The following is a 19,410-nucleotide window of genomic DNA, read 5'->3' as shown; positions in this document are numbered from 1 at the left end:
GTCCAGCGGGAGCAAGCTCCCTCGCCACAGAGTCCGAATCAGTGCTTGCTGCCACCGGCACAGGTCGGCGAGGCCGGGGCTGCGTCGACCTGTGCCCATTCTTCGGGGGTATAGGTGTGCAGCGCCAACGCATGGAACTCGCCCATCAGCTCGCCCAGCGTGCCGTAGACCTTCTGGTGACGCTTGACGCGATTGAGCCCCTCGAACTGCCGGCTGACGATCACCGCCTTGAAGTGGGTCTGTAGCCCACGACTGTGCATGTGGCTTTCATCCAGCACTTGCAGGTGCTCGGGTTGCAGGAGCGCGAGAGTCGATTCGATGCGTTGTTGCATGGTCATACCGGGCTCCGCCTACGGCTTTTTCTTGGCAGGGGCGGCGGCTTTTGGCTCAAGCTCGGCGGTCATGTCGGCCAGCAGCTTGTTGACCACCGGCACCGCGCTTTCAAGCTTGGCCTGGGTCAGTTGGGCGGATTGCTGGGTCAGCTGCGGCATTTTCTCCAGGACTTTCTTGCCCAGTGGCGACTGGTAGAACGCCACCAGGTCCTTGAGCTCCGATTCGCTGAAGTTGCTGGTGTAGAGCTTGACCATGTCTGGCTTGAGCTTGTTCCAGCCGATGGCTTGGTCCAGGGCGGCATTGGCCTTGGCCTGGTAGGTTTCCAGGGTGGCTTTCTTCGATTCGGGGGCCTTGGTCTGCTCAAAGCGCTGGGCAAACATCTGTTGCACTTGCATGTACACCGGGGTGCCCAGCTTGTCGGCATGCGCCAGGGTCAGGAACGCTTCGGCGCTGGCGTTGTGGCTGGCGGTATCGGCGAAAACAGGGCCGCTGGCACACACCAGAGCAACTGCGGTACAGATGGCACGAAGACGGGTCATCGAGTTTCCTTTCATTACAGGCGAGGTAAAACCCCAAGGGCGACCATTCTGCGCCTAAAAAACGCCGGGCCTCAACCCTTAGGCTTACCGGGCCCGATTGACGGGCCCAACCCGCCACTCCTAAATTGAGGGACGATTGAAGGAACCGGTGCCGCCCGCCAGGGCCTAAACTGCGCATTCAGCCCTTAAGGAGTTTGACCCGATGAGCCGTATCGAAACCGACAGCCTTGGCCAGGTTGAAGTCCCGGAGCAGGCCTACTGGGGCGCCCAGACCCAGCGCTCGATGATCAACTTTGCCATCGGCGACGAACGCATGCCGCTGTCGGTGCTGCATGCCCTGGCGCTGATCAAGAAAGCCGCCGCCCGGGTCAATGACCGCAACGGCGACCTGCCCGCCGACATCGCCCGCCTGATCGAACAGGCCGCCGACGAAGTGCTCGACGGCCAGCATGACGACCAGTTCCCGCTGGTGGTCTGGCAGACCGGCAGTGGCACCCAGAGCAACATGAACGTCAACGAAGTCATCGCCGGCCGGGCCAACGAACTGGCAGGCAACCCCCGCGGCGGCAAGAGCCCGGTGCACCCCAACGACCACGTCAACCGCTCCCAGAGCTCCAACGACTGCTTCCCCACGGCGATGCACATCGCCGCCGTCCAGGCCGTCCATAAGCAATTGTTGCCGGCCATCAGCGAACTGTCCGGCGGGCTGGCGGAGCTGGCGGCGCGCCACCTGAAACTGGTCAAGACCGGCCGCACCCACATGATGGACGCCACGCCCATCACCTTCGGCCAGGAACTGTCGGCGTTCATTGCCCAGCTCGACTACGCCGAACGAGCGATCCGTGCTGCGTTGCCAGCGGTCTGTGAACTGGCCCAGGGCGGCACGGCGGTGGGCACCGGGCTCAATTCGCCCCACGGCTTTGGCGAAGCGATCGCCGCCGAACTGGCAGCACTGTCGGGCCTGCCGTTCGTCACCGCGCCGAACAAGTTTGCCGCGTTGGCGGGCCATGAGCCGCTGACCGCATTGTCCGGCGCGCTGAAAACCCTGGCCGTGACCCTGATGAAAATCGCCAACGACCTGCGCCTGCTGGGCTCGGGCCCACGGGCCGGGTTCGCCGAAGTGAAACTGCCGGCCAACGAGCCGGGCAGCTCGATCATGCCGGGCAAGGTCAACCCGACCCAGTGCGAAGCCCTGTCGATGCTCGCCTGCCAGGTCCTGGGCAACGACGTGACCATCGGTTTCGCCGCCAGCCAGGGTCACTTGCAGTTGAACGTGTTCAAGCCGGTGATCATCCACAACCTGCTGCAATCGATTCGCCTGCTGGCCGATGGCTGCAGCAACTTCCAGCAGCACTGCATCGCCGGCCTCGAACCGGACGCCGAGCAGATGGCCGCACACCTGGAGCGCGGGTTGATGCTGGTGACTGCGCTGAACCCGCATATCGGCTACGACAAATCGGCCGAGATCGCCAAGAAAGCCTACAGCGAAGGATTGACCTTGCGCGAAGCGGCGTTGCAGTTGGGTTACCTGACCGATGAAGAGTTCGATGCCTGGGTGAGGCCGGAGAATATGCTGGAGGCGGGTAGCCAGGGCTGAAGATTTGCGGTGACTGACGACCCGTCTTCGCGAGCAAGCCCGCTCCCACATTGGTTATGTGCCCGACCCAAATCCATTGTGGGAGCGGGCTTGCTCGCGAAGAACGATAACGCGGTCTATCGCTCTGCAACCATCCGCTGCCGCCGGGCCCTGAGCCCGACGATCAGCGATGGCCCCAATGCAACCAGGGCCGACCCCAGCACCACCAGCACCGCCCCGCCATACCCCAACAGGTTGATCTGCTCGGCATGGACGTAATCGGGCCACCACCAGGCCGCGATCGCCACGGCGGCGAAGGTCACCAGCGGCGTGATCGCCAGCGTTGCGCTGACTCGCGAAGCTTCCCAATGGGCCAGGGCCTCGGCAAATGCGCCGTAGGCAATCAGGGTATTGAGACAGCAAGCGAGCAACAGCCAACCTTGCAATGGGCTCAGTTGCAAGGCCTGAAGCGGATGCACCCAAGGCGTGAGCAGCAAGGCGCAGAACAGGTAGATCACCATCATCACCTGCAATGAATTCCACACCGTCAGCAATTGCTTCTGGCCCAGCGCGTAGAAGGTCCAGACCGTCGACGCCAGCAACACCATCAAGACTCCGGCGGTGTACTCGCTCAGGGACGTCAGCAACTCGCCGAGCCGCTGGTTGAAAAACAGCGCGAATCCAATCAACAACACCGCCAGGCCGATGCCCTGCCCGACGCTGAAACGCTCCTTGAACACAAACAGACTGGCGACCAGCAGCATGATCGGGCCCATCTGCACCACCAGCTGCGCCGTGCCCGGGCTGAGGCGATTCAGGCCCATCAGGTACAGCACGTAGTTGCCCACCAGCCCGAGCACCGCCATCACCACCAGCCATCCCCCGCGAGGCCCCAACACCTGGCGGCTGGGCAAGCGCCGGGTGGTCGCCAGATAGATGAACAACAGGCCGCCGGACACCAACAGGCGAAACCAGGTCACGGTGACTGGATCCATCACTTGCAGCACTTGCTTGAGCTTGATTGGCAGGATGCCCCACAACAAAGCGGTCAACAGGGCGAGAAACAGGCCGTAGACCCAGCGACCGGACGAGATGTGCATGCAATCCTCGAAGCTCAAGACATGAGCGCCCATTCTAGGCATGGATCCGCAGGCTCCACAGGCACAGCTGGCGATTAAATTCGAAACCACGATGGCACATTGCCGCCTATCGGTTGGATAAGCAGCAATCGATACCAGCGTCTAAACTCCACTCAGCCCGACTCAGCCGCTTTTTCTGGAGCCCCTCTCATGATTGGCAAACGTGCCCAGGACCCCGTCTCCGCGATGGTCTTTCCCAGTGACCGAATTTGCCGGATAAACGGCGAATTTTATTTCAGTACCCGCGAAGGCACCCAGGAAGGCCCGTTCGTCAGTCGTGAAGTTGCCTTGCTCGAAATCGAGGCGTACATCAAGCGGATGTTGCAGCTGGATAAAGTCGCCAGCTAGCCTAAAGGAACGCCCCGTATCCTGTGGCGAGGGAGCTTGCTCCCGCTGGATCGCGAAGCGGTCCCCCGTCACCTGAGACACCGCACCGAACATGCAGGCGACTGCTTAGCAGCCGAGCGGGAGCAAGCTCCCTCGCCACAGTGACCGCTAGCCACAGCAATCAGTGGCTATCGCAATAATCAGCTCGCCGTTACCTCACCGCCTCGAACAACCCCGTCGCCCCCATCCCGCCGCCCACGCACATGGTCACGATGCCGTAGCGCAGGTTGCGCCGTTGCAGTTCGCGCACCAAATGCCCGACCTGCCGCGAACCGGTCATGCCGAACGGGTGGCCGATGGAGATCGAACCGCCGTTGACGTTGTACTTCTCCGGATCGATCTCCAGCCGATCACGGCTGTAGAGGCACTGGGAGGCAAACGCCTCGTTGAGCTCCCACAGATCGATGTCGGCAACCTGCAAGCCCTTGGCCTTGAGCAGTTTCGGCACCGAGAACACCGGGCCGATGCCCATCTCGTCCGGCGCGCAACCGGCCACGGTAAAGCCACGGAAGAACGCCTTGGGCTTGAGCCCCAGCGCCAGGGCTTTTTCCAGGCTCATCACCAGGGTCATCGAAGCCCCGTCGGATAATTGCGAGGAGTTACCCGCCGTCACCGAACCGTCTTCGGCAAACACCGGTTTCAGTCCGGCGAGGCTTTCATAAGTGGTATCCGGCCGATTGCAATCGTCGCGATCCACCACGCCATCGAGTACCTGCACCGCGCCGGTGTTTTTATCCTCGACTTTGTACTTGACCGTCATCGGAATGATTTCATCATTGAACAGGCCAGCCGCCTGGGCCTTGGCGGTGCGTTGCTGGCTCTGTAAGGCGTAACGGTCCTGCTCCTGGCGACTGACCTGATAACGGCGGGCGACGATTTCGGCGGTCTGGCCCATGGGGAAATAGATCCCCGGCACCTGCTCCTTGAGCAGCGGGTTGATCAGGTTGTCGGTGTTGACGCTTTTCATGGTCAGGCTGATGGATTCCACGCCACCGGCAACGATGATGTCACTGCAACCGGAGGCGATCTGGTTGGCGGCGATGGCGATGGCTTGCAGGCCCGAGGAACAGAAGCGGTTGAGGGTCATGCCGGCGGTGCCGGTGCCCAGTTGCGAAAGCACCGCCACGTTGCGACCGATGTTGTAGCCCTGGGCGCCTTCGTTGGACCCGGCGCCGACAATGCAATCCTCGACGCTGGCCGGATCCACGTCATTACGCGCCAGCAGCGCGTTGACACAATGCGCCGCCATGTCGTCCGGACGAGTGATGTTGAACTTGCCGCGAAAAGACTTGGCCAGGCCGGTTCGCACGCTGTCGACGATTACCACTTCACGCATGGCTGTTCCTCATTGTTGGGTCGGTTAAGTGGGATCGAGCATAGATCCACCGCATAACCGACCGCGACGATCATTCACCCCGCGTATGCGTGCCCATCGCCTCAGTGTTTGCCTTTGCCTTTACGCGCCTGTTTCTCGCTGCGTTCAAAAGCCGCCTCCAGCGCCTGGTTGAGGGTGCGCAACACCTTGACCCGGGCCCAGCGCTTGTCGTTGGCCTCCACCAGCGTCCACGGGGAAATCTCGGTGCTGGTGCGGTCGACCATGTCGCAGACCGCCGACCGGTAGGCGTCCCACTTGTCGCGATTGCGCCAGTCGTCTTCAGTGATCTTGAAGCGTTTGAACGGGACCTCCTCGCGCTCCTGGAATCGCTCCAACTGGGTCTGCTTGTCAATCGCCAGCCAGAACTTGACCACCACCACGCCGGCATCGGCGATCTGTTCTTCGAAATCATTGATCTCGCCATACGCTCGCTGCCAGTCGGCCCGGCTGCAAAACCCTTCGACCCGCTCCACCAGCACCCGGCCATACCAGGAACGATCGAACACCGTGAACTTGCCCCGCGCCGGAATGTGCCGCCAGAACCGCCACATATACGGGTGGGCGCGCTCCTCTTCGGTGGGTGCGGCAATCGGCACGATGCTGTACTGGCGCGGATCGAGGGCTGCCGCAACCCGGCGGATCGCCCCGCCCTTGCCCGCCGCATCGTTGCCTTCGAACACCGCCACCAGGGCGTGTCGGCGCATGCGTTTGTCCCGCAGCAGCCCGGCGAACCGCGCCTGTTCGGTGATCAGTTGTTCTTCATAATCGTCCTTGTCCAGGCGCAGGCTCATGTCCAGGCTGTCGAGCAACGTGACCTGGTCATCCAGCGGCGGCAGCGGCGCCGCGCTGGTTTTTTCCGGCTTGATCTTCGCCCGGTCCAAAGCCTGGCGCAGGCCTTCGAGCAGGATCCGCCCGACCGTCAGGCTGCGATAGCAGCTGTCCACGCCTTCAATCACATGCCACGGCGCGTAGTCGCGACTGGTGCGGCGCAATACCCGCTCGCCGTACTTGACGAACTTGTCGTAGGTCTGGGACTGCTGCCAGTCCAGCGGACTGATGCGCCAGCTGTGCAGCGGGTCATCCTTGAGACTCTTGAGCCGAGCCTTCATCTGTTTCTTGGACAGGTGGAACCAGAATTTGAAGATCAGCGCGCCTTCATCGCAGAGCATTTTTTCCAGGCGCTCCGCCGCATTGATCGCCTGGTCGAGCCGCGGGTCCTTGAACTCGCCATGGACCCGTCCCTGCAACATCTGGCTGTACCAGTTACCAAAGAAAATCCCCATGCGGCCCTTGGCCGGGAGCATCCGCCAATAGCGCCACGCCGGTGGCCGCGCCAGTTCTTCATCGGTCTGCTGATCGAAGGTGCGCACTTCGATAAGCCGCGGGTCCATCCACTCGTTGAGCAATTTCACCGTCTCGCCCTTGCCCGCCCCTTCGATGCCGTTGATCAACACAATCACCGGAAACCGTCCCTGCTGCTGCAATTCGAACTGGGCTTCGAGCAGTGCTTCACGCAATGCCGGGACCTCGGCCTCGTAGGTGTCTTTATCAATGAAATGACCGATTTCAGCGGATTCGAACATAGACAGCTCCTTCCAGGGAATGGGGCAAGACTAGCGGATTGGACGCGGCGCGGTGCAGCAGATTCCATCCGGATCCACGCTCTCTTGGGTTGGATCAGGCAAGCGCAGACTGATCGGCTAGAATGGCCTCCCCGTTTGCACCGAGCCCACCATGCCGCCCATCCAGCACCACGCCCAACTCGACTGGGACGAACACGGTCGCCCGCGCTCGCGGGTGTTCGACGATGTGTATTTTTCCGACCAGTCGGGGCTGGAAGAAACCCGTTACGTGTTCCTTGCACAGAACAATCTGGCCGAGCGCTTTGCGGCGTTGCCGGAGAATGGACGGTTGGTGATCGGCGAAACCGGGTTCGGCACCGGCTTGAATTTCCTCTGCGCCTGGCAACTGTTCGAACAATGCGCACCGGCCGGCGCGCGGCTGCATTTTGTCAGCGTCGAGAAGTTTCCCCTGACCCCGCAAGACCTGCAGCGGGCCCTGGCCCTGTGGCCGGAACTCAAGCTGCAAGCCGACCAATTGCTCGCGCAGTACGTGGCGATCCACCCGGGTTTCCAGCGCCTGACACTGGCCGATGGCCGAGTGACGCTGACCCTGCTGATCGGCGACGCCCTGGAACAATTGCCGCAGCTGGACGGCCAGATCGACGCTTGGTTCCTGGACGGTTTCGCCCCGGCCAGGAATCCTGAAATGTGGACCGCCGAGCTGTTCGCCGAACTGGCCCGGCTGGCGGCGCCCGGCGCGACTCTCAGCACCTTCACCAGTACCGGCTGGGTGCGGCGCTTGCTGAACGCGGCGGGTTTCAAGATGAAGCGCACGCCAGGCATCGGCCATAAATGGGAGATTCTGCGCGGCGTGTTTCTCGGCTGGCCGGAGCAGACGCCATCGCCCGTCCCGGCAAAGCCTTGGTACGCGCGCCCCGTCCCACCGGGCGGCGAACGCCGGGCATTGGTAATCGGTGGCGGACTGGCCGGTTGCGCCAGTGCGGCGAGCCTCGCGGCCCGGGGTTGGCAGGTCACGTTGCTGGAACGCCACGCCGGTCTGGCGCAAGAGGCATCAGGCAATCCCCAGGGCGTGCTGTACCTCAAGCTGTCCGCTCACGGCACGGCGTTGTCGCAGATGATCCTCAGCGGCTTCGGCTACACCCGACGCTTGCTGGAGCATCTGCAACGCGGCACTGACTGGGACGGCTGCGGAGTCTTGCAGTTGGCCTTCAACCACAAGGAGGCCGAGCGCCAGGCGCAACTGGCTGCGGCATTTCCAGCCGATCTGCTGCACAGCCTGGATAAACCTGAAGCCCAAGCCCGGTCCGGAATCGGCCTGGCTTGTGGCGGGTTGTTTTATCCCGAAGGCGGTTGGGTCCATCCGCCGGCGTTGTGTGCCTGGCAGGCCTCGGGCCCGGCAATTGAAGTGCGTCCTCACCATGAAGCCCTGGAGCTGCGCCGCGTGGATGGCCAGTGGCAGGCCTGGGACAGCGAACGCTGCCTCGCCAGCGCGCCCGTGGTGATTCTTGCCAGTGCCGCCGAGATCAAACGCTTCGAACCGGCCGCCGACCTGCCGCTCAAGCGCATTCGCGGGCAAATCACCCGCCTGCCACAAACCGCTCGCAGCCAGGACCTGGCGACGGTGGTCTGCGCCGAAGGCTACGTGGCCCCGCCACGCCTGGGCGAGCACACCCTGGGCGCGAGCTTCGATTTCCACAGTGACGACCTGACGCCCACCGCCGCCGAACACGCCGGCAATCTGCAGATGCTTGAAGAGATTTCGCTGGATCTGGTGAAACGCCTGGACGCCAGCGCCCTGGACCCGCAACAGTTGCAAGGCCGGGCGGCATTTCGCTGCACCAGCCCGGACTACCTGCCGATTGTCGGCCCTTTGGCTGACCGTCAGACCTTCACCGATGTCTACTCGGCCCTGAGCAAAGACGCCCGCCAGGTGCCAGACCAACCCTGCCCCTGGCTCGATGGCTTGTACATCAACAGCGGCCACGGCTCCCGCGGCCTGATCACCGCCCCATTGTCAGGCGAACTGATCGCCGCCTGGCTCGACAACGAACCCCTGCCCCTGCCCCGCAGCGTGGCCGAAGCCTGCCATCCGAACCGCTTTGCGTTGCGGTCGTTGATTCGGGGCAAATGACCCAACTCGCTGACACACCACAAAACCTGTGGGAGCGGGCTTGCTCGCGAATGCATACTGCCAGCCAGTACATCAGTGCCTGACCCACCGCATTCGCGAGCAAGCCCGCTCCCACATGGGCACTGCTTCTCCTGGTTTGTGCTGCGGAGCAAACACCCCCACCTGTCGGCTTATAACGCATCGATATAAAACTCGCAGCAATCCTCTCGGTCAGTTCCAGAGTACCCGCCATTTCGACGCGGGTGTCTGACCCCTCCCCAACGGAAAAACCGGTAAGGACTTATGTGCGGATTAGCTGGCGAGTTACGTTTCGATCAACAACCTGCGGACCTTGCGGCCGTAGAGCGAATCACCCATCACTTGGCCCCACGCGGCCCCGACGCCTGGGGTTTTCATAGCCAGGGGCCGATTGCCCTCGGCCACCGTCGCCTGAAAATCATGGACTTGTCCGACGGCTCGGCGCAGCCGATGGTCGACAATCAATTGGGCCTGTCCCTGGCCTTCAACGGCGCGATCTACAACTACCCGGAACTGCGGGCTGAACTCGAAGGCCTGGGCTACAACTTCTATTCTGGTGGCGACACCGAGGTGTTGCTCAAGGGCTATCACGCCTGGGGCGAAGCGCTGCTGCCCAAACTCAACGGCATGTTCGCCTTCGCCGTCTGGGAGCGCGACGCCAAGCGGCTGTTCATCGCCCGTGACCGCCTCGGCGTCAAGCCGCTGTACCTGTCGCGCACCGGCCAGCGCCTGCGCTTTGCCTCAGCCTTGCCGGCGCTGCTCAAGGGCGGTGACATCAGCCCGATGCTCGACCCGGTGGCCCTCAATCATTACCTCAATTTCCATGCGGTGGTCCCAGCGCCGCGCACCTTGCTGGCAGGCGTTGAAAAACTGCCACCGGCGACCTGGATGCGTATCGAAGCCGACGGCACCACCGAGCAGAAAACCTGGTGGACCCTGCCCTACGGCCCTCGCGCCGATGAACAGAACCTGAACCTGGAAGACTGGATCGACCGCGTGCTGGACAGCACCCGCGAAGCCGTCGCCATTCGCCAGCGTGCCGCGGTGGATGTCGGCGTGCTGCTTTCCGGTGGCGTGGATTCGAGCATGCTCGTGGGCCTGCTACGTGAAGTCGGTGTCGAAGACCTGTCGACGTTTTCCATCGGTTTCCAGGATGCCGGCGGCGAGCGCGGCGACGAGTTCCAGTATTCGGACCTGATCGCCAAGCACTACGGTACTCGTCACCATCAGTTGCGCATCGACGAAAAAGAGATCATCGAACAACTGCCGGCGGCGTTCCGCGCCATGAGCGAGCCGATGGTCAGCCACGACTGCATTGCGTTCTACCTGCTGTCGCGGGAAGTGGCCAAGCACTGCAAAGTGGTGCAAAGCGGCCAGGGCGCCGACGAACTCTTCGCCGGCTACCACTGGTACCCGCAAGTCGACGGCGCCAGCGACCCGTACGCGGCCTATCGCGCGGCGTTCTTCGACCGCAGCTACGAAGAATATGCCGCCACCGTGCAGCCCAAATGGCTGACAGACCATGACGCCGCAGGCGAATTCGTCAAAGAACATTTCGCCCAACCGGGCGCCGACGCGGCGGTGGACAAGGCCCTGCGCCTGGACAGCACGGTGATGCTGGTGGACGACCCGGTCAAGCGGGTCGACAACATGACCATGGCCTGGGGCCTGGAAGCGCGCACGCCCTTCCTGGACTACCGGTTGGTGGAGCTCTCGGCCCGGGTCCCGGCGAAGTTCAAGCTGCCCGACGGCGGCAAGCAGGTGCTCAAGGAAGCCGCCCGACGGGTAATTCCCGGCGAGGTGATCGACCGCAAGAAAGGCTATTTCCCGGTGCCGGGCCTCAAGCACCTGGAAGGCGACACGCTGGCCTGGGTCCGCGAACTGCTGCTGGATCCGAGCCAGGATCGCGGCTTGTTCAACCCGGCCATGCTCGACCGCCTGCTGTCCGACCCCAACGGCCAACTCACGCCATTGCGCGGCTCACGGCTGTGGCAACTGGCGGCGCTGAACCTGTGGCTCAGCGAGCAAGGAATCTGATTGATGAAACCGCACCCAACCGTTCACAACCAACGTCTGCTGCGCGGCCAGGCGCCGTCGTATGAACGTTTACAGGCACGCCTGGCCGAAGACGGCAGCGAACTGGGCACCGACCCGATCGTGGTGCATTGCGGCTGGGGCCGACTGCTGGTCGGCCACACCTTCCCGGACCCCGCGACCCTGGCCGGGGAATTGCTCAACGAACAACCCGGCGAGCGCGACATCGCCCTTTATGTGGCCGCGCCCCAACAGGTGCTGGGGCTGGAGCCGATGCATCTGTTCCTCGACCCTTCCGACACCCTGCGCCTGTGGTTCAGCGACTATCGCCAGGCCACCCGGGTATTTCGCGGGTTTCGAATTCGCCGGGCCCAGAACGAAGTCGACTGGCAGGCGATCAACCAGCTGTACCAGGCCCGTGGCATGTTACCCATTGATCCGCAGCGACTGACCCCACGCCATGAGGGCGGCCCGGTCTACTGGCTGGCCGAAGACGAAGACACCGGCGCGGTGATCGGCAGCGTGATGGGCCTCAATCACCGCAAGGCCTTCAACGACCCGGAAAACGGCAGCAGTCTGTGGTGCCTCGCCGTCGATCCGCAATGTTCACGGCCCGGCGTCGGCGAAGTGTTGGTGCGGCATCTGATCGAGCATTTCATGAGCCGCGGCTTGAGCTACCTGGACCTGTCAGTGCTGCACGACAACCGACAGGCGAAAAACCTCTACGCCAAGCTCGGCTTTCGCAACCTCTCGACCTTCGCCATCAAACGCAAGAACGGCATCAACCAGCCGTTGTTCCTGGGCCCTGGGCCCGAGGCGCAGTTCAACCCCTACGCGCGAATCATCGTCGAGGAAGCGCACCGTCGCGGCATCGAAGTGCAGGTGGACGACGCCGAGGCCGGTCTGTTCACCTTGGTTCATGGCAGCCGCCGGGTCCGTTGCCGGGAATCCTTGAGCGACCTGACCAGCGCCATCAGCATGACCCTGTGCCAGGACAAAAGCCTGACCCACAAGGTGCTGAAGAACGCCGGGTTGAAGCTGCCGGTCCAGCAACTGGCGGGTAACGCCGACGACAACCTGGCATTCCTCGATGAGCACGGGCGGGTGGTGGTCAAGCCGCTGGACGGTGAACAGGGCCAGGGCGTGGCGGTGGACCTGCGCACCATTGAGGAAGTCCAGAGCGCCATCGAGACCGCCCGGCGGTTCGACAGCCGGGTGTTGTTGGAGAGCTTCCACGAGGGGCTGGACCTGCGGATCCTGGTGATTGGCTTTGAAGTGGTGGCAGCGGCCATCCGGCGCCCGGCGGAGGTGATCGGCGACGGCCAGCACACCGTCGGCCAGTTGATTGAAGCCCAGAGCCGTCGACGCCAGGCCGCTACCGGTGGCGAAAGCAAGATCCCGATGGATGCCGAGACCGAGCGCACCCTCAGCGCGGGGGGATACACCTACGACAGCGTGTTGCCGGCCGGGAAGCACCTGTTCGTCCGGCGCACGGCCAATCTGCATACCGGCGGCGTGCTGGAGGATGTCACCGGCATCCTGCACCCGACCCTGGCCGATGCGGCGGTGCGCGCCGCCCGGGCGCTGGACATCCCCATGGTCGGGCTCGACCTGCTGGTGCCCGCCGCCGACCAGCCGGAGTACGTGTTCATCGAAGCCAACGAACGCGCAGGCCTGGCCAACCACGAACCGCAACCCACTGCTGAACGCTTTGTGGACCTGTTGTTTCCCCATAGCCAGGCGGTGGCCTTGTAGAGAGGGAGTGCTTAGCGGGCCTCATCGCGAGCAGGCTCGCTCCCACAGAGATTCTGCGAGCACTCGGCCCCTTGTGGGAGCGAGCCTGCTCGCGATGAGGCCCTGAAAAGCACCGACACTCCAGAGCCAGACACTCACCAGGAGTTTCCATGATCAGCAAAATCCCCGAACCGAATCTCGAATACCTGCAGAAAGTCCTGCTGGAGATGCTCGCCATTCCCAGCCCCACCGGCTTCACCGACACCATCGTGCGGTATGTCGCCGAGCGGCTGGAAGAGTTGGGCATTCCTTTTGAAATGACCCGGCGCGGCACGATCCGCGCCACCCTCAAGGGGCGCAAGAACAGCCCCGACCGGGCCGTGTCGGCCCACCTGGACACCATCGGCGCTTCGGTGCGGGCCATCAAGGACAACGGGCGCCTGACCCTGGCCCCGGTGGGCTGCTGGTCCAGCCGGTTTGCCGAAGGCAGCCGGGTCAGCCTGTTCACCGACACCGGCGTGATCCGTGGCAGCGTGCTGCCATTGATGGCCTCCGGGCACGCGTTCAACACCGCCGTGGATGAAATGCCCATCAGTTGGGACCACGTCGAACTGCGCCTGGATGCCTACTGCGCCACCCGCGCCGATTGCGAGACCCTGGGCGTGGGCATCGGCGACTACGTGGCCTTCGATCCGTTGCCGGAGTTCACCGAAAGCGGGCACATCAGCGCCCGTCACCTGGACGACAAGGCTGGCGTCGCGGCGCTGCTGGCGGCGCTCAAGGCGATTGTCGACAGCGGCGAAGAACTGCTGATCGATTGTCACCCGCTGTTTACCATCACCGAGGAAACCGGCAGCGGCGCGGCGGCGGCCCTGCCCTGGGACGTCAGCGAATTCGTCGGCATCGACATCGCGCCGGTCGCGCCCGGCCAGCACTCGAGCGAACACGCGGTCAGCGTGGCGATGCAGGATTCCGGTGGTCCGTATGACTATCACCTGTCCCGGCACCTGCTGAAACTGGCCAAGGAGAATGAACTGCCGGCACGCCGCGACCTGTTCCGCTATTACTTCAGCGACGCCCACTCGGCCATCACCGCCGGCCACGATATCCGCACCGCCCTGCTCGCCTTCGGCTGCGACGCCACCCATGGTTATGAACGCACCCACATCGACAGCCTGGCCGCCCTCAGCCGCCTGCTCGGCGCCTACATCCTCAGCCCACCGGTGTTTGCCAGCGACGCACAACCGGCCCAAGGCTCGCTGGACCGCTTCAGCCATCAGATCGAGCACGATGCGCAGATGGAAAGCGATACCCGCGTTCCGTCGGTGGATAGCCTTCTGGGGCAACGGTCGGATAGTTGAACCTGCCCGTAGCCCTTGTGGGAGCGGGCTTGCCCGCGATGGCGGACTGACATTCAAAGAATGTTGACTGATCCAGCGCCTTCGCGAGCAAGCCCGCTCCCACAAGGATCCGAGAGCCAAACAGGCTAGCCGCAACAGCCCATTGGCCGTAGCATCGCGACACTGCCCAACCCGAGATGCCCCATGCTGATTCCCCACGACCAACTCGAAGTCGACACGCTCACCCGCCTGATCGAGGATTTCGTGACCCGCGACGGCACCGACAATGGCGACGACACGCCCCTGGAGACGCGCGTATTGCGGGTCAGGCAGGCCTTGACCAAAGGCCAGGCACTGATCGTCTTCGACCCTGAAAGCGAACAGTGCCAGCTAATGCTCAAGCACGACGTGCCCAAGCATCTATTCGACTGAACACGCCGCCTTGCGAGCGACATTGGCCTTTTTCCTCTGGATTTTTTCGTAGATTTCGGAGCGATGAACATCGACGTGCCGTGGCGCCTCCACGCCAAAACGCACGGTGCCGCCGGTAATCGACAGCACGCGGACGGAAATATCATCACCAATGGAAATCAGTTCACCCACAGCGCGGCTAAGTACGAGCATGGTCCTTGTCCTTAAGAATGTCTGGACCTTGACCATGCCCGGCCTGCCCACGGTTCTCAATAGAGCCGCGTGAATTCAGTAAGGCCCTACAAGCAAAGCTCTGACGACTGACGGAAACGTCCTGCAAAATCCGCCCAAACCGCAATACCGCTCACTTAAGGACGTCACCACCCCGTGGCGAGGGAGCTTGCTCCCGCTGGAGCGCGCAGCGGTCCCAAGCTTTTTGGGGCGGCTATGCAGCCCAGCGGGAGCAAGCTCCCTCGCCACGACAAGTGATAAACCTTAAGTGAACACCATTGCGCCCAAACCGGGCTTTTTCATGAGGTCCAGAGGCGCGGCCCGAACAGAATCACACTCGCTCCCAGAACACAGAGTGCCACGCCGATCCAGTCGCTACTCAGCGGCCGCACCCGCTCGACCAACGCCAGCCAGCCGATCGAAGCGATGATATAGATGCCGCCATAGGCGGCGTAGGCGCGACCGGCATAGGTGGCTTCGATGCGGGTCAGCAACATGGCGAAGAGCGTCAGGCTGAGCAGCGCCGGCACGATCCACCAGGCACTCTTGCCCTGGCGCAACCACATCCAGAAGGCGTAGCAGCCGGCGATCTCAAACAACGCAGCGAGAAAGAACCATAAGTAATTGAGCATCCACATGTCCGTCAGGAAGGCCGAAAGGCGCCATCCTGAGGGTGCGGGTCACACAGGTCAACTTCGCGGGTCAGGCCGGATTCTGCCGGGCCTTGGCGCGCATCTTGTCGGCCATGACGGTCATTTCGTCGTACAGCAATTGCGGATTCTTCTGCTTCATGGCCCAGGCCATGCGGCCCTGTTCGTGAGGCAGGATCATGAATTGGCCTTCGCCGACCTGTTGATAGATGTAGTCGGCAATATCAGCGGCGGTGATCGGCGAGCTTTCCAGCAACTTGCCGACCTGGGCCTTCATCGCCGGGGTCGGGCCACGGAAAGAATCGAGCAGATTGGTCTGGAAGAACGACGGGCACACCACATGCACGCCAATTTCCTGCTGCGCCAGCTCTACCAGCAGGCTTTCGGACAACGCCACCACGCCAGCCTTGGCGACGTTGTAGTTGCTCATGGCCGGGCCTTGCATCAGGGCGGCCATGGAGGCGATGTTGATGATCTTGCCGTGGCTTTTTTCCAGCAGTGGCAGAAACGCCTTGCAGCCTTTGACCACGCCCATCAGGTTGATCGCGATCTGCCAGTCCCAGTCTTCCAGGGAAAGCTCGCTGAAGAACCCACCCGAGGCGACTCCGGCATTGTTGACGATAATGTCGATGCCGCCGAGTTTCTCTTCACAGGCCTGGGCGAACGCGGTCAACTGGCTGTAGTCGCGTACATCGCAACGCTGGATGAAGCCGTCTCCACCGGCCTCGCGGACCAGCTTCAGGGTTTGCACAAGGCCAGGCTCGCCGACATCCGACAAGGCCAGTCGCCAGCCTTCGCGGGCCCAGCGCAGCGCGATTTCGCGACCCAGGCCAGAGCCGGCACCAGTGATCATCATGCGATTTTGCATAGCAGACAGCCTTGTTGTTCCGGGAGAGATGGGCGAAGTGTAGCGAAGGCGCCTGCCCGACCCACGCTCCATCAGATTGCTGAATGGCGGGGGCAAACCGCGACAACCTTTGATGCCTGGGCTGGCTCCTTGTGGCGAGGGAGCTTGCTCCCGCTCTACCGAGCTGGCGCTCCAGGGCGCAGCGCTCGCAAGCTTTTTTGCGGTCGCTGCGCAACCGAGCGGGAGCTAGCTCCCTCGCCACAGGATATTCGCGGTGTAAGTGCACTTTCATGGACCACAAAAAACATTGAATTTTTTACAGGACGTTACGGTCGGACTTATTAAGCCGCCCGGATTGAATGCATGCGCGCTGGCAGTCAAAAGTTATATCAACCCAAAACTGACCAATAAGGAAATCTCCCATGGGCACAATTCTTATCATTATCCTGATCCTCCTGCTGATCGGTGGCCTGCCGGTCTTCCCGCACTCCAGAAGTTGGGGTTACGGCCCGTCCGGTATCATCGGTGTAGTGTTGGTGGTGCTGCTGGTCCTGCTGTTACTGGGCAAGATATAAACCACTAAGCAAAAAAAGAGGCCTTTTAAAGGCCTCTTTTTTTGCTTGCCAACTGTCAGTCCGGCTTGCCGTCAACAACGCCTGCGGTGTTATCCAGCAGGCTCTTGGTGGCGGTTTGCAGGAATGACTCCAGCTGCAGTTTCATCTGCGCGGTATCCGGTGCATCCGGGATAACTTCGGCGTGTGGATTGGCCCCCAGTTCATAGCGGTACATCTTGGGCGGCATGTCCTTTTCCTTTTGCAGGACCAGGACGCGGTCGTCGCGCAGGATGGCTGTGGTCTGGTCGCTGCCCGACGGTTTGATCACACCGAAACCGGTGTCCCCTTGCGGCAGGTTCAGCAGGTCACGCCCCCAGCATTGGTGGCGCACTTGCCCACCGATCCGGCCCATGATGGTTGGCACGATATCGACCTGGGTGCCGATGGTATGGCTGCGCTGGCCGAATTTTTCCTGCACGCCCGGGCCAATCAACAGCATGGGGACGTTGAAGCGGCCCAGGTCCATCCCGGTGATCTGCCGTTCGTTGCCAAAGCCATGGTCGCCGACCACCACGAACAGGGTTTCCTTGAAGTAAGGCTCCTTGCGCGCCTTCTCGAAGAACTGGCCCAGCGCCCAGTCGGCGTAGCGCATGGCGGTCAAGTGTTCGTTCAGGTTGCCACGGTCGGTGACCGGCTCCACCGGCAATGGGGTCGGCAGAGCATACGGCGTGTGATTGGACAGGGTTTGCAGCAAGGCATAGAACGGCTTGCCGTTTTCCCGCGCCTTGAGCTCGATCAGGCCACGGTCGAACATGTCCTGGTCGGACACACCCCAGGTCGGGTCGGAGAACACCGGGTTGACGAAGTCGTTACGCCCGATGAAGTTGGTCATGCCCTGGCTGCTGAAGAAACCCGACTGGTTATCCCAGGCAAAGTCGCCGTTGTAGACATACACGTCATCGTAGTCACGGGCACTGAGCAGTTGCGGCAGGCCGGACAGTTTGTGACTGCCTTCCGGCGTCTGCATCAGGTATTCAAAACCCGGCAGGTTCGGGAAGCACGCCATGGTGGCGAACATGCCTTGGTGGGTGTGAGTGCCGTTGGAGAAGAAACGATCAAACAACAGGCCTTCCTTGGACAGCTTGTCCAGATAGGGCGTGATGTTGCCCGGCGCGCCCAGGGCACCGACCGAGTGACCCGCCATGCTTTCCATGAGGATCACCACCACATTCTTGATCGGCAGTGTCTTGTCGGCGGGCGGCGTGTAATCGCGACGCACAGCAGCAGTCCCGGCATCGACAAGTTTGTCGTCGGGCATCACCAGCATGTCGCGCACGGTCTGCTGTGCCAGAGGCTGCTCGAGCGTTGCCTTCCAGATATTGTCGCGATCCTCGGACATCCGGCTCTTGGCCGCTGCCACCAGCGACAGCGTGCCGTTGAGGCCCAGCTGGTTGGCGAAGTTCGAGTCGGTGGTATAGACGTCACCCCAACGCAGCGGCGGACCCTGGCGCAAGGTGCCACGGGCGGCCACCACGGCCACCAGCAGGCAGACGATGAACACCGCGACGCGCCCGTACCACGGGGCGATCTGACGCGTGCCGATGCTGCCACCACTGAAGGGACCGCGCGGGCGAGTCGCACGGTCGGCCCCCTTGAACGCCAGGCTCAGGATCAGGGTGCCGCCGGCCCAGGCCAGCAGGTAGCGCACCACCGGAAAACCGTACCAGAGCATGCTCATCACGGTTTTCGGATCTTCCTTCACGTATTGGAAGACCAGGCCGTTGAGGCGCTGGTGGAACTCCCGGTAAAAGTCCATCTCCATCAAGCCGAGGAACAGCGCAATGCTGGAAGTGACGGTCAGCCAGAAGCGAAAGAACCCGCGTGCCGCCATGGCCCGTGCGCTGAACAAGGCCAGCAGCAGCGGGATGCTCAGGTAGACCACCAGGCGCAGGTCGAAACGCAGGCCGTTGGCGAATGCTTCGACAAAGGTCGAGGCCGGGGTGTCGAGGATCATCTCGCGGTTATAGACCAGCAGCGCCAGGCGCAGCAGGCTGAACATGACCATCATCACCAAGGCACAAAGCAACGTGTAGGCCAGGTGCGATTTGACGGTCGGTTGCAGCAGGCGATGCGTAGTGCGCTGCTGACTCAGGGCGTCCGGGATTGCCATGTCGTTTTAGGACCTATTGGAGTTTGAGTGACAAAAAAAGAAACAGCGGCGCGCCCTCTATCGACCCATGCCAGGCCCGGGGCTTGCGCGAAAGCGCAAATGTTGCACGAACGGCCACGGCATTGCCATTAAATAACCGGCTGCAACTAGAGCGCGGGGGATTGTCCGCAAGATTTTGTGAAAAATTTGTTCAATGAATATCCGGAAACACAAAAAGCCCGGGACCGCCGAGAAGTTGTGGCAAGCCTCCTTGTGGCGAGGGAGCTTGCTCCCGCTCGGCTGCGCAGCAGTCGTATCCTGGTCGATTCATTGCGGAATGATTTAGGGCGGCTTCGCAGCCCAGCGGGAGCAAGCTCCC

General features: G+C 62.4%; 17 protein-coding genes. 8 read left to right on the top strand and 9 right to left on the bottom strand.

Features of this window, described 5'->3' with window-relative positions; genetic code table 11:
- Nucleotides 1-38: 38 nt before the first annotated feature.
- Both RGM2987_RS03525 and RGM2987_RS03520 read right to left on the bottom strand, forming a co-directional pair.
- A complete protein-coding gene (locus RGM2987_RS03525; protein WP_245138730.1) occupies nucleotides 39-338 on the bottom strand; it encodes a BolA family protein in 300 nt (99 codons plus the stop codon).
- 12 nt (nucleotides 339-350) lie between these two features.
- The gene (locus tag RGM2987_RS03520; RefSeq protein ID WP_042732949.1) at nucleotides 351-872 is read right to left on the bottom strand and encodes a DUF2059 domain-containing protein; all 522 of its coding nucleotides are present in this window, start codon (nucleotides 870-872) and stop codon (nucleotides 351-353) included.
- Between the two features lie 202 nt (nucleotides 873-1,074).
- Between RGM2987_RS03520 and RGM2987_RS03515 the strand changes: the two genes are divergently transcribed.
- Nucleotides 1,075-2,469: a class II fumarate hydratase gene (locus tag RGM2987_RS03515; RefSeq protein WP_245138729.1), complete on the top strand. Its 1,395-nt coding sequence runs from the start codon at nucleotides 1,075-1,077 to the stop codon at nucleotides 2,467-2,469.
- A 116-nt stretch (nucleotides 2,470-2,585) separates the two neighbouring features.
- Here RGM2987_RS03515 and RGM2987_RS03510 read toward each other — a convergent pair whose 3' ends face one another.
- Nucleotides 2,586-3,548, bottom strand: coding sequence for a DMT family transporter (locus RGM2987_RS03510; protein WP_245138732.1), 963 nt, complete (start codon nucleotides 3,546-3,548; stop codon nucleotides 2,586-2,588).
- A gap of 189 nt (nucleotides 3,549-3,737) precedes the next feature.
- Between RGM2987_RS03510 and RGM2987_RS03505 the strand changes: the two genes are divergently transcribed.
- A complete protein-coding gene (locus RGM2987_RS03505) occupies nucleotides 3,738-3,935 on the top strand; it encodes a DUF6316 family protein (RefSeq protein ID WP_245138728.1) in 198 nt (65 codons plus the stop codon).
- Between the two features lie 190 nt (nucleotides 3,936-4,125).
- Here RGM2987_RS03505 and RGM2987_RS03500 read toward each other — a convergent pair whose 3' ends face one another.
- Both RGM2987_RS03500 and pap read right to left on the bottom strand, forming a co-directional pair.
- A complete protein-coding gene (locus RGM2987_RS03500) occupies nucleotides 4,126-5,310 on the bottom strand; it encodes a thiolase family protein (protein ID WP_245138727.1) in 1,185 nt (394 codons plus the stop codon).
- Between the two features lie 101 nt (nucleotides 5,311-5,411).
- On the bottom strand, nucleotides 5,412-6,932 hold the full coding sequence (gene pap, locus RGM2987_RS03495; protein WP_245138726.1) for a polyphosphate:AMP phosphotransferase: 1,521 nt from the start codon (nucleotides 6,930-6,932) through the stop codon (nucleotides 5,412-5,414).
- 151 nt (nucleotides 6,933-7,083) lie between these two features.
- Here pap and mnmC point away from each other — a divergent pair, with 151 nt between their 5' ends.
- The 5 genes from mnmC (at nucleotide 7,084) to RGM2987_RS03470 (ending at nucleotide 14,621) form a co-directional block, all read left to right on the top strand.
- On the top strand, nucleotides 7,084-9,063 hold the full coding sequence (gene mnmC, locus RGM2987_RS03490; protein WP_245138725.1) for a bifunctional tRNA (5-methylaminomethyl-2-thiouridine)(34)-methyltransferase MnmD/FAD-dependent 5-carboxymethylaminomethyl-2-thiouridine(34) oxidoreductase MnmC: 1,980 nt from the start codon (nucleotides 7,084-7,086) through the stop codon (nucleotides 9,061-9,063).
- 282 nt (nucleotides 9,064-9,345) lie between these two features.
- Nucleotides 9,346-11,118 carry an N-acetylglutaminylglutamine amidotransferase gene (locus tag RGM2987_RS03485; protein ID WP_245138724.1) on the top strand — a complete coding sequence of 591 codons (1,773 nt, stop codon included), beginning with the start codon at nucleotides 9,346-9,348 and terminating at the stop codon, nucleotides 11,116-11,118.
- A 3-nt stretch (nucleotides 11,119-11,121) separates the two neighbouring features.
- On the top strand, nucleotides 11,122-12,870 hold the full coding sequence (gene ngg / locus RGM2987_RS03480) for an N-acetylglutaminylglutamine synthetase (RefSeq protein ID WP_245138723.1): 1,749 nt from the start codon (nucleotides 11,122-11,124) through the stop codon (nucleotides 12,868-12,870).
- A 152-nt stretch (nucleotides 12,871-13,022) separates the two neighbouring features.
- Nucleotides 13,023-14,210 (top strand): osmoprotectant NAGGN system M42 family peptidase, encoded by a 1,188-nt coding sequence (locus RGM2987_RS03475; protein WP_245138731.1) that lies wholly within the window; start codon nucleotides 13,023-13,025, stop codon nucleotides 14,208-14,210.
- 183 nt (nucleotides 14,211-14,393) lie between these two features.
- Complete coding sequence (locus tag RGM2987_RS03470) at nucleotides 14,394-14,621, top strand: YheU family protein (protein ID WP_003199186.1); 228 nt, start codon at nucleotides 14,394-14,396, stop codon at nucleotides 14,619-14,621.
- Here RGM2987_RS03470 and csrA read toward each other — a convergent pair.
- The 3 genes from csrA to RGM2987_RS03455 form a co-directional block, all read right to left on the bottom strand.
- The gene (csrA, locus tag RGM2987_RS03465) at nucleotides 14,610-14,813 is read right to left on the bottom strand and encodes a carbon storage regulator CsrA (RefSeq protein ID WP_245138722.1); all 204 of its coding nucleotides are present in this window, start codon (nucleotides 14,811-14,813) and stop codon (nucleotides 14,610-14,612) included. The two genes, RGM2987_RS03470 and csrA, sit on opposite strands and share 12 nt — an antisense overlap.
- 317 nt (nucleotides 14,814-15,130) lie before the next feature.
- Complete coding sequence (locus RGM2987_RS03460) at nucleotides 15,131-15,463, bottom strand: YnfA family protein (protein ID WP_245138721.1); 333 nt, start codon at nucleotides 15,461-15,463, stop codon at nucleotides 15,131-15,133.
- 70 nt (nucleotides 15,464-15,533) lie between these two features.
- The gene (locus tag RGM2987_RS03455) at nucleotides 15,534-16,349 is read right to left on the bottom strand and encodes an SDR family oxidoreductase (RefSeq protein WP_245138720.1); all 816 of its coding nucleotides are present in this window, start codon (nucleotides 16,347-16,349) and stop codon (nucleotides 15,534-15,536) included.
- A gap of 401 nt (nucleotides 16,350-16,750) precedes the next feature.
- Here RGM2987_RS03455 and RGM2987_RS03450 point away from each other — a divergent pair, with 401 nt between their 5' ends.
- Nucleotides 16,751-16,903: a DUF3309 family protein gene (locus tag RGM2987_RS03450; protein ID WP_003183939.1), complete on the top strand. Its 153-nt coding sequence runs from the start codon at nucleotides 16,751-16,753 to the stop codon at nucleotides 16,901-16,903.
- A 55-nt stretch (nucleotides 16,904-16,958) separates the two neighbouring features.
- On the opposite strand, the gene RGM2987_RS03445 is transcribed toward RGM2987_RS03450, so the two are convergent.
- Complete coding sequence (locus RGM2987_RS03445) at nucleotides 16,959-19,052, bottom strand: LTA synthase family protein (protein WP_245138719.1); 2,094 nt, start codon at nucleotides 19,050-19,052, stop codon at nucleotides 16,959-16,961.
- Nucleotides 19,053-19,410: the final 358 nt, after the last annotated feature.

It is taken from the genome of Pseudomonas sp. RGM2987, from assembly GCF_022952855.1.
Classification (GTDB): Bacteria; Pseudomonadota; Gammaproteobacteria; order Pseudomonadales; family Pseudomonadaceae; genus Aquipseudomonas.
Note: the sequence above shows the minus strand (reverse complement) of the source record. Positions and strands in the feature narration are given on the sequence as shown.

Coding starts and splice junctions, on each gene's coding strand:
- RGM2987_RS03505 (WP_245138728.1), top strand. CDS start 3,738: ATGATTGGCAAACGTGCCCAGGACCCCGTCTCCGCGATGGTCTTTCCC.
- RGM2987_RS03450 (WP_003183939.1), top strand. CDS start 16,751: ATGGGCACAATTCTTATCATTATCCTGATCCTCCTGCTGATCGGTGGC.
- ngg (WP_245138723.1), top strand. CDS start 11,122: ATGAAACCGCACCCAACCGTTCACAACCAACGTCTGCTGCGCGGCCAG.
- RGM2987_RS03455 (WP_245138720.1), bottom strand. CDS start 16,349: ATGCAAAATCGCATGATGATCACTGGTGCCGGCTCTGGCCTGGGTCGC.
- RGM2987_RS03460 (WP_245138721.1), bottom strand. CDS start 15,463: ATGCTCAATTACTTATGGTTCTTTCTCGCTGCGTTGTTTGAGATCGCC.
- RGM2987_RS03485 (WP_245138724.1), top strand. CDS start 9,346: ATGTGCGGATTAGCTGGCGAGTTACGTTTCGATCAACAACCTGCGGAC.
- mnmC (WP_245138725.1), top strand. CDS start 7,084: ATGCCGCCCATCCAGCACCACGCCCAACTCGACTGGGACGAACACGGT.
- RGM2987_RS03515 (WP_245138729.1), top strand. CDS start 1,075: ATGAGCCGTATCGAAACCGACAGCCTTGGCCAGGTTGAAGTCCCGGAG.
- RGM2987_RS03520 (WP_042732949.1), bottom strand. CDS start 872: ATGACCCGTCTTCGTGCCATCTGTACCGCAGTTGCTCTGGTGTGTGCC.
- pap (WP_245138726.1), bottom strand. CDS start 6,932: ATGTTCGAATCCGCTGAAATCGGTCATTTCATTGATAAAGACACCTAC.
- RGM2987_RS03510 (WP_245138732.1), bottom strand. CDS start 3,548: ATGCACATCTCGTCCGGTCGCTGGGTCTACGGCCTGTTTCTCGCCCTG.
- RGM2987_RS03500 (WP_245138727.1), bottom strand. CDS start 5,310: ATGCGTGAAGTGGTAATCGTCGACAGCGTGCGAACCGGCCTGGCCAAG.
- RGM2987_RS03445 (WP_245138719.1), bottom strand. CDS start 19,052: ATGGCAATCCCGGACGCCCTGAGTCAGCAGCGCACTACGCATCGCCTG.
- csrA (WP_245138722.1), bottom strand. CDS start 14,813: ATGCTCGTACTTAGCCGCGCTGTGGGTGAACTGATTTCCATTGGTGAT.
- RGM2987_RS03470 (WP_003199186.1), top strand. CDS start 14,394: ATGCTGATTCCCCACGACCAACTCGAAGTCGACACGCTCACCCGCCTG.
- RGM2987_RS03525 (WP_245138730.1), bottom strand. CDS start 338: ATGACCATGCAACAACGCATCGAATCGACTCTCGCGCTCCTGCAACCC.